Origin of the sequence: Streptomyces sp. ST2-7A, from assembly GCF_021390475.1 — a bacterium.
Classification (GTDB): domain Bacteria; phylum Actinomycetota; class Actinomycetes; order Streptomycetales; family Streptomycetaceae; genus Streptomyces.
The window spans coordinates 44,690-58,321 of record NZ_JAJUWS010000011.1 but is presented as its reverse complement, the minus strand read 5'-3'; the positions used below and the strand labels follow the sequence as shown (position 1 = coordinate 58,321).

Sequence of the window (13,632 nt, the reverse complement as noted above, 5' to 3'; positions counted from 1 at the left end):
CCATGATTGAATACCGAAAACACAGACGTGACATCATTGCGCGCACGTCTCACAACCCTCCAATGGCCACGCGTTCGGCCGAATAGGACGCATCCAGCCGCCGGTGCCCGATGCCGAGGAGTGAGACCGGCGGGTGAGGGGAGTCGAGCAGCACAGCGATCAGCGGCGCAGGGCCTCGGCGGGCTGGATACGGGATGCGCGCCAAGCAGGATACAAGCCCGCCACTATACCGATTACCACGCCCAGGACCGGCGCCGTGAAGAGCATCGGGGTGGGAACCACCGGCGTCCAGTCACGGACCACGGCCACCGCCACCACGGTCAGGGTGCCGAAGCTGGTGCCGATCACTCCCCCCATCCCTCCCAATATTCCCGATTCAGCCAAGAATTGGAGGGCGATGTGTCGGGCCCGGGCACCCACTGCACGTCTCACTCCAATCTCCCCCGTCCGCTCCAGGACCGCTACCAGCGTGGTATTGGCGATGCCGACGGCGCCAACCACCATACAAATGGCAGCCAAGAGCAGGAAAAGTTGATGCAAATCGGAGGTAACCACCGAACGCAGCATTTTCGGCTCAGGCGGCGGGACCACGTTCAGATACTCCGGATGATCGGGGCGCAGTGCGGTGGCTGCTTCTCGGGCGACCTGCTGCGCCGCTCCCACCCGGGTCGTGATCAGCATTCGGGCAGTCAGCCCCTCCGGCGGCCCCCAGAGCATTTCTGCCGTGGTGTGAGGGACCAGGACCGAAAGCAACAAATCCGGCTGACGCCTCACGTCTTCGACCACACCGATCACAGTGAATGCCTCGTCGCCGATGAAGACGGTCGGTCCGGTCTCCAACCCGGTGATGCCGAGCCGAGCCGCCACGGAAGACCCAAGTACCGCGACTTTTAGCGAGTTTTCGGCGTGAAATGCGTCGAATACCCGTCCGTGAGCCAGGACGGGTTCCGCCGCTCCCAACAAGGCCGGAGAAGCAGCCACCACCGGAACCTCCTCGCCATTGGCCGCAGGGCCCACCGGCGAGGACCGCACGGAGGTCCCATGCGGTGTCCTCACAGGCCAGAACACTCCGGTCCGGGTAACCCCGTTGACTCGTGCGACACGCTCCTCCGCCTCCTGTGGTAGGGCCGGCCCGGCGTACGGATCGTGCTCCGCAGCCCGGTCTTCCACCACCACGGAAGTCGCAGCGAGCAGATCGAATCGGCTGTCCACCTGATGCGAGGTGGTCGCGGTCAGACCGAGCACGGCTACGAACGAACCAACGCCCAGAACAGTACCCAAAACCGTCAAAGCGGAGCGGCCCGGGCGCCGGAGCATCCCGGTCACACCCTCTCCGAGTAAATCCCGCACAGTGAATCGGGATGGTTCCACGCCCGAGGGCAGCCCCTGAGGGCGGGGCCGACGCGACAGCAGTCTCATGCGGACCCGCTCCCGCCCATTGAGGATTCGTCTGCACCTTTCTTCGGGCGAAATGCATGGGAAGAGGAGGTGCCGAGGTGAGCGTCTTGCTTCAGCGCTCCGTCCTCCAGGACCACGGTCCGAGTGCCTCGTGCAGCGACCCGGGAGTCATGCGTGATGACCATCAAAGTAAGACCGGAGTCGTGAAGTACTTCGAGCAGACCGAGCACCGCATTCGCCGTACCTGAGTCAAGATTACCCGTAGGTTCATCGCACAAAAGTAGCGACGGCTCGGCCGCCAATGCCCGGGCGATGGCCACTCGCTGCCGTTCTCCACCGGACAGTCGGGACGGAACGGCGTGGAGTCGGTGCGCGAGGCCCACCCGTCCCAAGGCCTCCCTCGCCCGCCGTTGTCGTTCCCGACTCGGCACCCCCGTGTACACCATGCCCAAGGCCACGTTTTCCAGGGCGGTGCGGTGCGGCAGAAGGTGGAAGGATTGGAAGACGAAGCCTATACGGCGGCCACGCAGTGCCGCCCTCTGACCGTCGGAGAGTCTCCCGGTATCGATACCATCAAGTAGGTATCGCCCGGCGGTCGGGGCGTCCAACAGACCCACAATATTGAGCAGAGTTGATTTACCCGAGCCGGACGGGCCAACCACAGTGAGATATTCGCCGCGTTCAACGGTCAGGTCACAGAGTCTCAACGCAGCCACTTCGGGTGGTCCGGGATATATCAATGAAATCCCGCATAACTCCACCACCGGTACATTCATTTCCCCGCTCCCTGCGACACTCCGGTGATCACCTGCTGCCCTTCGGCCAACGTGTCCCCATCGGAAGATCGCACCGCCACGAATCCATTCCCAACAGTTCCTGGTTCGACCATGATCCGACTATGAGTGCCATCGGGGTTCAGCACAGTAACGGAAGTCCTACCGTCCGCCCCTGCCGAAACCGCGGTGATTGGAACCACCAAAACCTCCTCGCCGGTGCTGGCTGTTTCGATGGTGACCCGCACATCCTGGCCGGCCAGTTCGTGCGGAAGCGCCTCCTCAGACTCGGCGACCAGCAGATAGCCACCGGTTTGACCGGACTCCACCGACGTTTCCGGGAGAAGGGACCGCACATCGGAGACAGAGACAATGCGAGCGTCATGACTGGTACCGACCAACTCGGAATGAATTATCGCAGGCAGCCCGGGACTGATCAGACCACGCTGATCCTCTCTCAACTGGGCGTGAACCACCAGATCCCCCGAGGAAACCGTCATCACGGAACCGGAGACCACCGTACCGACTCGTGCCGACACCATGTCCACGCGAGCAGGAAAGGCGGGCACATACACCACCTCGCCAGCCGGTAGCATCGGTCCATTCGCGGCCTCCAGCTCGACCAGTTCCTCCCGAGCCTCGGCGAGATCCTCATCCGCACGGCTCACGGCTCGCTCCAAGGGTTTTGTGTCGAGCGCCCTCTCGCTGCCGAACGAGTCTTCATCGCCGTCAACCCGGTCGGTCGTGTCCCCCGAGCCGCCTTCGGCCCCGGAAGCACCGGGTGTGCCGCTTCCGCTCACCGTGGAGGCCAACGTGTGCTCGGCATCCTCCAGCATCCTCTCGGCTTCGATGATCCGTCTCCGGGCAGCTTCCAGCGCTTCCGCCCCGCCCTCGACCGCTTCCGGGGGAAAGTAGCCGATGGTCTCGTAGAAAGCGACCAGCGCAGTCTTGGTCCCCGGACCGAAGAAGCCCTGACGATCTCCTTTCGTGTCGTGTCCCAGGCTCCTCAACGCCTTTTGGAGTTGTTCCACGTCCTGCCCCTCGACCCCGGGCCGTAAATCCCGGTATGCCGGCAGTTCCCCCGGCAATACAAACACTGGCCGACCGGATATCTCCATTAATACCCGTCCCGCTTCCAACTCCGTTCCCGGGCTCACCGGGACCCGGGTGACCACTGGCGCGGCAGTTCCCTCACCAGCCCCCACGACCGGCGTGATCTGTACCGAGTAGTCCGAGACCACGGTGCCGCGGATGACTACGGAATCGGTCAGAAGTCGGCGCTCCACAGGAAATGTCAGCGTGGTGGGTTCGGGGGGCGTGGTGTCCGCCACTGCCTGAGCCGGAGACTTGATCATCCAGGACGCCACAGCTCCGCCGGCGATCAACAGCGCTGCGCCCACAGTGACCACTACCGCCCAGACCCGGCCCCGGAACGCCCCGACCGGCCGGCCGAGGCCCCCCTCACCATCGGTTACAGCAGGCATGGGTTGCCTATCCTCCCCAACCCCTAGAAACGGGAAAAATCGCGAAAATTAATTTCAATCGCACACCGCGCCTCACCCTACCGCTCCCCCTTGAAAACCGGTCGATGGATGGAAAATTTGTCCGACAGTCCACGGTGTGGCGCAGCTTCGTTCTCCCTCTCACGCAAAATTGCGACCACCTCTTCCCTCCAATATGGATTTCAAGCCGACCGAATACGGAGGTGAGACTTCTCGCCCGAAATGAGCAATACACATGAATCCCCCACGAAAGCCGCCCGAGAGGTACATGGTTGCGGAGAACGGCTGGTGGCGCTGCGATGGGATGGTGCGTCTCCGGTTCGATAAGGCCACCGGAGGACCCATGCGTTTGGCCCGTGGGAAGACCACGGTTCGTCCGTTTGAGTAGGAGTGAGGAAACAACCCCGATGGATGAGGTCGGCTTCTACCGCCGGCGGGTGCGTTCCCATGCCCTGTGGTGGGGCTGCGTACTGCTACTCCCCATGATCGGCGCCCTGACCCTCGGTCTGGCAGCCCTCCAGGCGCACCACCGGCATCCGCCACAGATCCAGTCGTGGGGCCCCGAACCGGCCTCGGGCACCGAGTGGCTGTGGTCCGGAGTGGATTGGCCGGTCACCGTGGCGGGCGGGGTCACCGCGGCCGTGGTACTCGTCGCCGGCGGTGTCGCGCTTCGGCTGCTCGTCACCAAACGTGCCCTTCGCAGGGCCCACCGGGGAGGAAGCTGATCGAGGGGGTCGGCCTCAGAGGCGTTCGAGGGTCCAGTCCTGGGCGCCGGTGTCGTTGCAGTGCCACTGGCCGACGTTGGCCCCCTGGTTGGTGGAGTTGTTCGCCACGTCGAGGCAGAAGCCGCTGTGCACCGCGACCAGGTGGTGGGTTCCGTTGCCGAGCGGCTCCACCCGCCACTGCTGGGAGGGCTCCCCGGTGCACGGTCCCATCCGACGTTACCGGCCGGCTTCATCTCGCCGTCAGCCACTTCCAGGCAGTTGCCCGAGCTGGAGAGGGTGAAGGTGTTCGGGAGGGCGGTCGCGCCGAAACGGAAACGCTGGGCGGCCGTGGCGCCGCAGGCCCACTGGTGGGCGTTGACGCCCGAGGAGGTGGGGTCGGAAGCGGTGTCCAGGCACAGGCCGGCGCCGGTGCCGGTGTGCAGGCGGTAGGTCGCGCCGGCCGCGAAGGTGTCGGCCGATCGGGGTTCCGCTTTCGCGTCGGTCTCCTCCGCCGGGTCGGGGTCGGACCCGGAGTCGGTTTCCGGTTCCGGGTCGGTGGGCTCCGGGGCCGGCGGGGCCTGCACGAGCGGGTTGTACAGGGGTTGTGAGGCATCCCCGGGGGCTGCCTCTTCCTCCTCCTCGGAAGGCTCCGGCTCCGGCTCCGGGTCGCCGGGGGGCGGGGACTGCGAGGGTGGCGGCTCCTCGGTGGAGGCCACCGTCTCGGTCCGGTCGCGTCCCTCGGGCCACACCACCCCCACCGCCGCCACCCCGAGGGTGGGTGCCGCCGCCGTCGCGACACCCCCGCCCACGGTGAAGAACACCCGACGTCCGGGCACCAGGCCCAGCCGCCCCCGAGTCGGCCGCTCGGCGAAGGTGGCAGCGAACGTGCCGGGCGGGTCCTGCTTGTCCTGTGTCATCGATGCCTCGTGGTCGGGATGTTCGGGAACGGTCGGGGAGCGGCGCGGGCGTGGCGCGGTGGGTCAACCTCCCTTCCCGGTCGTGCGCGGTTGTCCCCCGACCTCCACGGGACCTCCGGCGGAGGGAGGGACCGGAGGGGACCGTGGGGGCCCGGGCGGCCGGGCCCACGGGCGGGTTCGGATCCGGTCCGATGGGCCGCTTCACCCCACCCGCTTCACCCCACCCCGGCGGTCGACGGTGATGACGGCTTCCGGGGCGGGGACGATGCGTGCCGGTGTGTCGGCGGGTAGGTCCCCGCGGCGAACGCCACACCGCCACACGCACCCGGGAGGCCCGGGGGTCGGCTCCTCGGACATCGAAGTCGGCGTCGGGAAAGACGAGTTGAACATCATCGGAGCCGTGGTTGATCGGCCGGGGTCGCCCGGGTGGAATTCGTCGCCCTCCTCGTCGGTCTTCACGATGGATGCGGCGATCAGCGATGGCACGGGAGGGGTCGGACCGGACCGGCCGGGCCGGTCCCGATGCCGGGGACGGTGGAGGGGGGACGGCGGTCAGGCGCCGGCGGGGTGGGCGAGTGCCGAGGGGGTCAGGCGGCCGACGATGGCGGGGGCCTGCCGGATCAGTGAGTCGTCGGTCAGCGCCTCGACCATGAAGAGCGCGAAGTCCACCCGGCGGGTGAGGTTGCTGCTCAGCACGGGGTCGCCGACGTGGTGGCTCCAGACCGGCAGGCCCTGGCTCTCGCCCTCCTCCAGGTCACTGCCGCGCACCACGGTCCAGCGGCGGTCGGTGGCGAAGATCCGACGGCACGCCTCGACCTGGTCCTTGACGTCGACGACACGCAGCAGTCGGGCGAGGGGGCCGACGACGGCCGCCGCCATGCGGAAGCCGAGGGGTAGACGTCCTTGCCGTCCCGGGTGATGTGCCGGCCGCAGGAGAACACCAGCCGGGAGTCGACCGGCGCGTGGTCGAGCACCGCCCGCGCGGTGCCCGAGGCGTAGCCGTGCACGCCCCACGGCACCAGCACCGTCAGCACGCCGTCGCATCCGGCGACGGCTCGGCGGATGACCTCGGGGTCGTCGGTGTCGCCGGGGACGATGGTGATCCGATCCCCGAACTCCTCGAGCTTGCCGACGCTCTTCTCACGGCAGACACCGGTGACCCGGTATCCCCGCTCCAGCGCGTGCCGCACCATGTACCGGCCCAGTTTGCCCGACGCGCCGATGACGCAGACCCGGCCGATGCCGGCGGTCCCGGGCGGCCCGGCTCCGTCCCGTGCGATGTCGTGGTCGCTCATGTCGTTCCCCTTCCCGGATCCGCGCGAGGGCCGCGCGGACGTCGCCTTACGCCGTAAGGCTGCCTTACGGCGTAAAGTCTCGTCAAGGCGCACAGCCCACCGACCGACGGGGGAAGGGGCGGAAGATGACCGGGAAGACCGGCGCGGACGACGGGAAGCGGGCACCGTTGAGCGCGGAACGCATCCTGCGCACCGCCGTCCTGCTCGCCGACGAGCGCGGCATCGGCGCGCTCACCATGCGCGGGCTCGCCGATCGGCTGGGCGTGGAGGCGATGTCGCTGTACCACCACGTCCCGAACAAGGCGGCGGTCCTGGACGGCATCGTGGACGCCGTCTTCGCCGAGATCGAGCTGCCGTCGCCGGGGGCGGACTGGAGGACCGCCATGCGCGACCGGGCGTTCTCCGCCCACGCCGCCCTGACCCGACACCGCTGGGCGATCGGCCTGTTGGACTCCCGAGCCCGTCCCGGCCCGGCCACCCTGCGCCACCACGACGCGGTGATCGGCGCCCTGCGCCGGGCGGGCTTCCCGTCGGCCCTGGCCGCGCACGCCCTCTCGGCCATCGACAGCTACGTGTACGGCTTCGTGCTCCAGGAGGCGAGCCTGCCGTTCGACTCGGCGTCCGAACTGGCCACGGTCGCCGGGGACATGCTCGACCGGATGCCGGCGGACACCTATCCGCACCTCGCCGAGATGATCACCGAGCAGGCCCTGAAACCCGGGGGCATCCGGGAGGACGCGTTCGGCTTCGGGCTCGACCTGCTGCTCGACGGCCTGGAACGGAGACACCGGGCGCAACCCTCGCCCTGACGGCGTCCCGACCGGGCCCCGGGGGCGTCTCCCGGGTCACGCCGCGTGGTGTTCGCCGTGCCCGACGATCTCGCGTTCGGCGGCGGCGACGTTCCCCTCGACCGCCGGGAAGCCGTCCGGCGCGACGGAGATCGAGTCGATCCCGGCGCGGACCGGGAGTCGTGCGAAGCCGGCGTCGTCGCTGGGACATTGCCCGCGCACACCCCCGGGTCGATCAGGCGACGGATGCCGTCCGGGAGAGCTGGGGCCCGTTCGTCGAAGAGCGGGGCGAGAAGCGCGGAGTCCCGGTCGACGCCCGATGCTCCACGGCCCTCGGCGGAGACGGCCATCCACACCGCCGTCCACCGGGGCGTCCCCGATGTCGGAGCGCCGGCGGGTGAAGCAGCGGTACGCCTGCGGACCGGCCGGGTCGCGCGGTTCGGCAAGGAACCGCCTGCGGTCCGTGTGCGGGTCGATCCCGAAGAAGGCGGGAAGCGTGTCGTGGGGAAGCGACGGATGGCCGTCGGCTTCGCCTCCACCGGGTGATTCCAGCCGGGTGAGGTGTCCACCGCCGTCCCCGAGCACGGGGTGTCGACCATCGGGCTCGGCGGTCGGACCCCGGTGACGCCGACCACGTCCTCGCCGGGCTCGTCCTCCGGGGCCCGCGTCTCGGAATCGGAGTTCTCGTCGCAGGTGCTGTAGAGGGTTCACTCGGCCGTGGCGGGGTTCGCCTCGGGCCGGGGGCGCGGGACGCGCGACGCTTCGTGCGGGCTTGTCGGCTCCGTGGTGCGGCCGCCCCGGCCGACTGCGAGCGGTGGCCGCGGGTCGAGCGCTGCACGGGACGACATGTCAGGGGCACCCGCCGTTGTCGCCCTCACGTTCCAGGCGTCGCCGGGGGGCCACGTCACCCGTGGTCGATACTCACCGCACCGAAGGCTCCGCGCCTCACGCCGCGATGCCCGCCGGGGGCAGGCACCCGGTGAAGCCGACCTGATCCCGATGGGGTTGCCGCGCCACGTCCGACGACGTCCGCCCGGCCCCCGAGGGGTGATTTCACCCCGCTCCTGTGACCGGTTCTTTCCCGTGGACAAAGGTCTTTCGCGGACCGTCAAAGGGATACGACCCCAGTGTTCCGCGACTTCACCCCGTTGAAGGCCCCGGACACCGACGAAAATGAGCCACGGCACTTACCAAAAGGTAACCGGGAGCCGAACATAAAAAACTTGACCGATGCGATCGACTCTGTAAACCTGGCTACGCCGCCGAAAAGGAGGGTGAGGGGTCATCGCCGTTTCGGCGGCTTCCAAGAAGCTCGAAAGTCCACCCCTTTCGACGCCTACTTGTCCCGCGTCGAATTTTTAAAAATGTGGAGGATATTCAATGGCGGGTAACGATCGTTCCCCTGTTACGGTCATCGGTCTGGGACTCATGGGCCAGGCGTTGGCTGCCGCTTTTCTCAGGGGCGGGTATCCGACGACCGTGTGGAATCGCTCCCCCGAGAAGGCGAACGACCTCGTCCGGCTGGGAGCGGTGCTCGCGCCCACTCCGGCGGACGCCGTGACGGCCGGTGAGCTGGTCGTCGTGTGCCTGTCCACCTACGACGTGATGCACGAGATCCTCGACCCGCTGGAGGGCGCCCTGTCGGGACGGGTGCTCGCCAATCTCACCTCCGGTTCCTCGGAACAGGCCCGTGAAACGGCCGCGTGGGCCTCCGAGCGGGGCGCCGAGTACCTCGACGGCGCGATCATGGCCATCCCCGCGACCATCGGCGCGGCCGAATCCGTGCTCTTCTACAGCGGCTCCCGGAGCGCTTTCGACAGGCACGAGACCGCACTGAAGCAGTTGGGCGGCCGTACCACCCACGTGGGCGACGACCCCGGTCTCGCGGTGCTCTACGACGTGGCGCTGCTGGGCGTCATGTGGGGCACCCTGAACAGCTTCGTCCACGGCGCCGCCCTGCTCAGGAGCGCGAACATCGACGCCAAGACCTTCCTGCCGTGGGCCACCGGGTGGGTCGATGCCGTCAAGCTCTTCGCCACCGACTACGCGGGCCAGATCGACGCAGGGGACGGCAAGTACCCGGCGAACGATGCCACGTTGTCGACCCACTTCGCCTCGATCGAGCACCTGCTCCACGAGAGCGAGGCACAGGGCGTCAACACCGAGCTGCCAACCTTCGTGCACACCCTGGTGAGGCGGGCCATCGACAAGGGATACGGCGACAACAGCTACGCGGCCATGATCGAGCTGTTCCAGGACCCGAAGGCGTCCTGACCGCCCACCCGGGTCCGTGATAAGGGGAGCCCGGCCGGTCCAGTAACCGGCCGGGCTCTTCCCTCATCACGGATCCGGCTCAGAGGAAGTCGGTTGCCGGGTCCATGCCGAGCAGGACCCTGCCCTGCACCTCCAGGTTGGCGTTGAGCTGCACCAGCGCGTGCAGTGAGAACCCCTCGATGTCCCGGTGGAACCGCTGCGGGTCGACACCGCGCTGGATCACCGAGCCACCACTCGCCCTGAAGAGCACCTCCACCGCCTCCCGGCACAGTTCCACCGCGAAGGCGGTCTGGCCCCGCAGGACGGCCTTCTCCTCCGGGGTCGGCTGCTCATCGGCATCCGCGCGCTTCTGGAGGACCTCCAGCCATCGACGGGAGAGGGCCTCGGCTGCGGAGATCTTGTTGTCGGCGTCGGCCACCTGAATCTGCGTGATCGGGTACAGGCTCTGCTCGGTCCAATTCGTGTACGTGATCCCCCGGGCCGGGCAGCCGCTCGACGAACAGCTCGTAGGCACCCCGGGTGATGCCCAGGAACACGGCGGCGACGTCCGCGAGGATGTGTACCCCAGAAGTCCGTAGTCGCGGCCGGTGACGCCGGTGTCGGAGCGATCCGGGGTCCTACCGGTCATCACGTCCCCGAAGGAAACGATGCGGTGGGCGGGCACGAAGACGTCCTCGGCCACCGTGGTCTCGCTTCCCGTGGCTGCGCCGGCCGAGGCGTCCCAGTCCTCCACATGAGGCGCGGGAAACCAGAATCCCGCGGAGGTCTGGTGCAGTACACCTTCTCGCTCAGAACGTTCACCGTCTGGGCGTTTTGCGATGGGTTATGGAGACGTCAATGCTCAAAACTCTCGCGAACAAGCACAAGTCAACCGTCCGGAAGATGGCCCGCAAATTTCATGGGACCGTCGAGACCCCGGACGGTCCACGCTGGTGTTTGCAGGTCACAGTTCCACGTGACAATGGAAGGAAACCACTGATCGCCACCTTCGGCGGGATACCCCTCAAACGTAAACGCACAGCCGAGATCACAGACCGTAAGCCGGTCACCAACCGCACTCGCGGCAACGAAGTCTTGCAACGGTTGCTGGTTGGCGAGTGTGAGATGTGCGGGGCGAAGTCGAACCTGCATGTCCATCACATCCCGAAAGTGGCTGATCTCAAACGGCCTGGATGGCCGGACCGTCCTTCGTGGGTGGTTCTCATGGCAAGCAAGAAACGCAAGGCACTCATCGTCTGCCAGACCTGCCACCATGACATCCACGCTGGCCGGGCTATTTCCTCCACCCGGAAAAAATCTGGAGAGCGACGTGCGGTGAAAGCCGCATACGTCGTTCGGGAAGGGGCCGTCGAAAAAGGACCCGTACCACGGGCACCTCGCCGACGGCCTACTTCACTACGACACCGCCACCGAGGTCGGCACGTTCAACTCCCCTGGAGAGAAGCGATGTTCGACACCCAAGACGTGAGCGTGTTCCTCGGCCCGAACATCGGCAAGTCCGCCCATCACGGGCACGGACTGACCCCGGTCGGGAAGAAGGTCTTCGACAAGCCGCTGCCCAACAGCGAACCCAGGCTGCGGGCGGTGTTCGACAAGCGCACGGCGAAGTTCGGCACCGTTCTGGTGATCGTGGACCAGCCCGCCTCCATCGGGGCCCTGCCGCTGACCGTCGCCCGGGACGCCGGTTGCAAGGTCGCCTACCTGCCGGGCCTGGCGATGCGGCGAATCGCCGACCTCTACCCGGGCGAGGCGAAGACCGACGCCCGCGACGCGGCGGTGATCGCGGACGCGGCCCGCACCATGCCGCACACCCTGCGCTCGCTGGAACTCACCGACGAGATCACCGCCGAACTCACCGTCCTCGTCGGCTTCGACCAGGACCTCGCGGCCGAGGCCACCCGCACCTCCAACCGCATACGCGGCCTGCTCACCCGGTTCCACCCCTCCCTGGAACGCGTCCCGGGCCCGCGCCCGGGCCACCCGGCCGTCACCCGGCTGCTGGAGCGCCACGGTTCCCCGGCCGCACTGCGCAAAGCCGGCCGCCGCAAACTCCTCGAACTGATCCGGCCCAAGGCCCCGCGCATGGCCGACCGGCTCATCGACGACGTCTTCGACGCTTTGGGCGAGCAGAGCGTTGTCGTGCCCGGCACCGGCACCCTCGATGTCGTCATCCCCTCCCTGGCCGCCTCCCTGGCCGCCGTCCACACCACGAAGTCCTCGGGCACCTCCATCCACGGCGAACACGCCCCACGCGGAGGAAACCGGCAGCTCAAACGCGCCATGTTCCTCTCCACCTTCGCCTGCATGAACGCCGACCCGGCCTTCCGTACCCACCTACGATCGCCAGCGAGCCCGCGGCAAGACCCATACCCAAGCCCTCCTGCACCTGGCCCGCCAACGCATCAGCGTCCTGTTCGCCATGCTCCGCGACGGCACCTTCTACGAATCCCGGACACCCAAGAACGTCGAGCTCGCCGCATAACCCCAGCAACACCGAACCGCCCCGAACCCGACAGAGACGCCTTGACGAAAGACATAGAGGCACCCCCCGAGCGGCATCGGCGGAGCGGAAACCTCCCCGACCCCTCCCCCGACCACCATGGTGAGAACGACTGAAGCAGCGGCCGAATTCGCGGAAGACGCCGTGGAGCGGGGCGCGCGGCTCCCTCTCCACGGCGGTCCGGGGCACGGCCTCGTCCATGTGCGGACCGTCATCCTGTTTCCGCCGGTCGCCGCCCCCGTCGATGTCGAGGAGTCCGGTCACCGGCCTTTCCCTCCCGGTCCCGCTTGCACGGCGGAGGGGAACAAGGACGACGGGGCGGTGGCGGGGCACTGGTACGGGTACGGGTGTGTCAGTCCTTCAGCGCCACGAGCACGCCGCTGTCCCCCACCTGCCACACCGGCGTGACGTGGTGGAACCCCGCCCGGAGCAGCAGTTCGGTGTGGTGGCGCACGGAGAGGTCCCGATTCCCGTCCTCGTCGGGCGAGGGACGGCTCCGCTCCCGTCGCTCGAACAGATCGGCCAGTTCCGGGTCCGCGGCCGCCTCCCTCCACCAGGACTCCCAGTCCTCGTGGCCGTGATCGCCCGCCCGCTCGGCCCTGAGCCGACCCACCCGGACGGTGAGCTCCGCGCAGGACTGCTCGTCGGGAGGGAAATGATCTCCGTTGACCAGCGCCCCGCCGGGCCGTAGAAGAGCCGCGAGAACGCGGTAGGTCCGCAGCAGCGCGGGAGCGGAGAGATAGTGCAGAGCCGTCGTAGAGACGACGACGTCCGGGTCGCGGCGCAGTTCCAGGGCCTCGACCCAGCCGTCCGCGCCGATTTTCGCCTCCACGTACCGGGCGGCGTTCGCGTGATGGGAGCGTCCCAGCCCCAACAGCACGGGATCCATGTCCACCGCGACGATCTCCGCACCCGGCAGGCGGTGGGCGAGCCGGGCGGACAGGGAGCCGGGGCCGCAGCCGAGGTCGAGCAGGAGCGGCCGGTCACGACCGGCGCAGACGTGCTCCACGACATCGGAGATCACCGTGAACCGCTCCTCGCGATCCACCGCGTACCGCCGCTGCTGTCGTTCCCAGCGCTCCACCCACGTGCCGGCCGTCCCCCTGCTCACGTCCACGTCCGTGCACCTCTTCCGTTCCTCGTCCGTAGCGACCGGCACCCAATCCATATATGAAAACGATTATCAATGCCATTGATTTCGAGAGTTGTCTGTCCCGGGGAAGATCGCCCCTCCTCGGTGGGCGATCGCGGTGAGGGCGCCGTGCCGGGGGGGCCGAGCCGCGGCGAAACCAACGGCAGCCCGGAACGACCGCGTTCGCCGACGGTGTCACACGGCACCCCTCCCCCACCGGATCCGGTGGGCGGCCGGGAGTTCGGCGGTGAACTCGCACCACGTACAGACCGCCATGCGGGCCGCGGCGATCACGACGGGTCACCGCCGGCGCGGGGTGGCGTGAACCCCGGTGGGCCGAGCGGTCGCG

11 protein-coding genes and 4 pseudogenes are annotated in these 13,632 nt (G+C 67.9%); 5 read left to right on the top strand and 10 right to left on the bottom strand.

The window, feature by feature from the left end; genetic code table 11:
- Window positions 1-159 precede the first annotated feature (159 nt).
- From LZF96_RS09270 to LZF96_RS09260, 3 genes are read right to left on the bottom strand one after another with little or no spacing between them, the layout of a single operon-like run.
- Complete coding sequence (locus LZF96_RS09270) at window positions 160-1,419, bottom strand: ABC transporter permease (protein WP_233868561.1); 1,260 nt, start codon at window positions 1,417-1,419, stop codon at window positions 160-162.
- Window positions 1,416-2,174, bottom strand: coding sequence for an ABC transporter ATP-binding protein (locus LZF96_RS09265; RefSeq protein ID WP_233868556.1), 759 nt, complete (start codon window positions 2,172-2,174; stop codon window positions 1,416-1,418). Before LZF96_RS09265 ends, LZF96_RS09270 begins: the two co-directional genes overlap by 4 nt.
- Entirely contained in the window at window positions 2,171-3,655 is a 1,485-nt protein-coding gene (locus LZF96_RS09260; protein ID WP_233868552.1) for a peptidoglycan-binding protein, read from the bottom strand. Before LZF96_RS09260 ends, LZF96_RS09265 begins: the two co-directional genes overlap by 4 nt.
- A 425-nt stretch (window positions 3,656-4,080) precedes the next feature.
- Between LZF96_RS09260 and LZF96_RS09255 the strand changes: the two genes are divergently transcribed.
- Window positions 4,081-4,398 (top strand): hypothetical protein, encoded by a 318-nt coding sequence (locus tag LZF96_RS09255; RefSeq protein ID WP_233868549.1) that lies wholly within the window; start codon window positions 4,081-4,083, stop codon window positions 4,396-4,398.
- 15 nt (window positions 4,399-4,413) lie between these two features.
- Here LZF96_RS09255 and LZF96_RS09250 read toward each other — a convergent pair whose 3' ends face one another.
- The 4 genes and pseudogenes from LZF96_RS09250 to LZF96_RS09240 form a co-directional block, all read right to left on the bottom strand.
- Window positions 4,414-4,608 (bottom strand): RICIN domain-containing protein, encoded by a 195-nt coding sequence (locus LZF96_RS09250; RefSeq protein WP_233868546.1) that lies wholly within the window; start codon window positions 4,606-4,608, stop codon window positions 4,414-4,416.
- A 26-nt stretch (window positions 4,609-4,634) separates the two neighbouring features.
- Window positions 4,635-5,294, bottom strand: a pseudogene (locus tag LZF96_RS27335) (RICIN domain-containing protein); the annotation flags it as partial.
- A gap of 552 nt (window positions 5,295-5,846) precedes the next feature.
- On the bottom strand, window positions 5,847-6,173 hold the full coding sequence (locus LZF96_RS09245; protein WP_233868725.1) for a hypothetical protein: 327 nt from the start codon (window positions 6,171-6,173) through the stop codon (window positions 5,847-5,849).
- Between the two features lie 143 nt (window positions 6,174-6,316).
- Window positions 6,317-6,487 (bottom strand): annotated as a pseudogene (locus LZF96_RS09240) (NAD(P)H-binding protein); the annotation flags it as partial.
- Between the two features lie 227 nt (window positions 6,488-6,714).
- Here LZF96_RS09240 and LZF96_RS09235 point away from each other — a divergent pair.
- Window positions 6,715-7,398 carry a TetR/AcrR family transcriptional regulator C-terminal domain-containing protein gene (locus LZF96_RS09235; RefSeq protein WP_233868543.1) on the top strand — a complete coding sequence of 228 codons (684 nt, stop codon included), beginning with the start codon at window positions 6,715-6,717 and terminating at the stop codon, window positions 7,396-7,398.
- Between the two features lie 36 nt (window positions 7,399-7,434).
- Here the strand turns inward: LZF96_RS09235 and LZF96_RS09230 are convergent, their stop codons facing one another.
- Entirely contained in the window at window positions 7,435-7,599 is a 165-nt protein-coding gene (locus LZF96_RS09230; RefSeq protein WP_233868540.1) for a hypothetical protein, read from the bottom strand.
- A 1,158-nt stretch (window positions 7,600-8,757) separates the two neighbouring features.
- Here LZF96_RS09230 and LZF96_RS09225 point away from each other — a divergent pair.
- Window positions 8,758-9,651: an NAD(P)-dependent oxidoreductase gene (locus LZF96_RS09225; protein WP_233868537.1), complete on the top strand. Its 894-nt coding sequence runs from the start codon at window positions 8,758-8,760 to the stop codon at window positions 9,649-9,651.
- 79 nt (window positions 9,652-9,730) lie between these two features.
- Here the strand turns inward: LZF96_RS09225 and LZF96_RS09220 are convergent, their stop codons facing one another.
- The gene (locus LZF96_RS09220) at window positions 9,731-10,384 is read right to left on the bottom strand and encodes a hypothetical protein (protein ID WP_233868534.1); all 654 of its coding nucleotides are present in this window, start codon (window positions 10,382-10,384) and stop codon (window positions 9,731-9,733) included.
- 92 nt (window positions 10,385-10,476) lie between these two features.
- Here LZF96_RS09220 and LZF96_RS27330 point away from each other — a divergent pair.
- Together LZF96_RS27330 and LZF96_RS09210 are read left to right on the top strand one after the other, a co-directional pair.
- Window positions 10,477-10,842, top strand: a pseudogene (locus LZF96_RS27330) (maturase); the annotation flags it as partial.
- Between the two features lie 255 nt (window positions 10,843-11,097).
- Window positions 11,098-12,133 (top strand): annotated as a pseudogene (locus LZF96_RS09210) (transposase).
- Window positions 12,134-12,503: 370 nt separating this feature from the next.
- Here the strand turns inward: LZF96_RS09210 and LZF96_RS09205 are convergent.
- Window positions 12,504-13,268, bottom strand: a complete 765-nt coding sequence (locus tag LZF96_RS09205; protein ID WP_233868531.1) for a trans-aconitate 2-methyltransferase — start codon at window positions 13,266-13,268, stop codon at window positions 12,504-12,506.
- Window positions 13,269-13,632 lie beyond the last annotated feature (364 nt).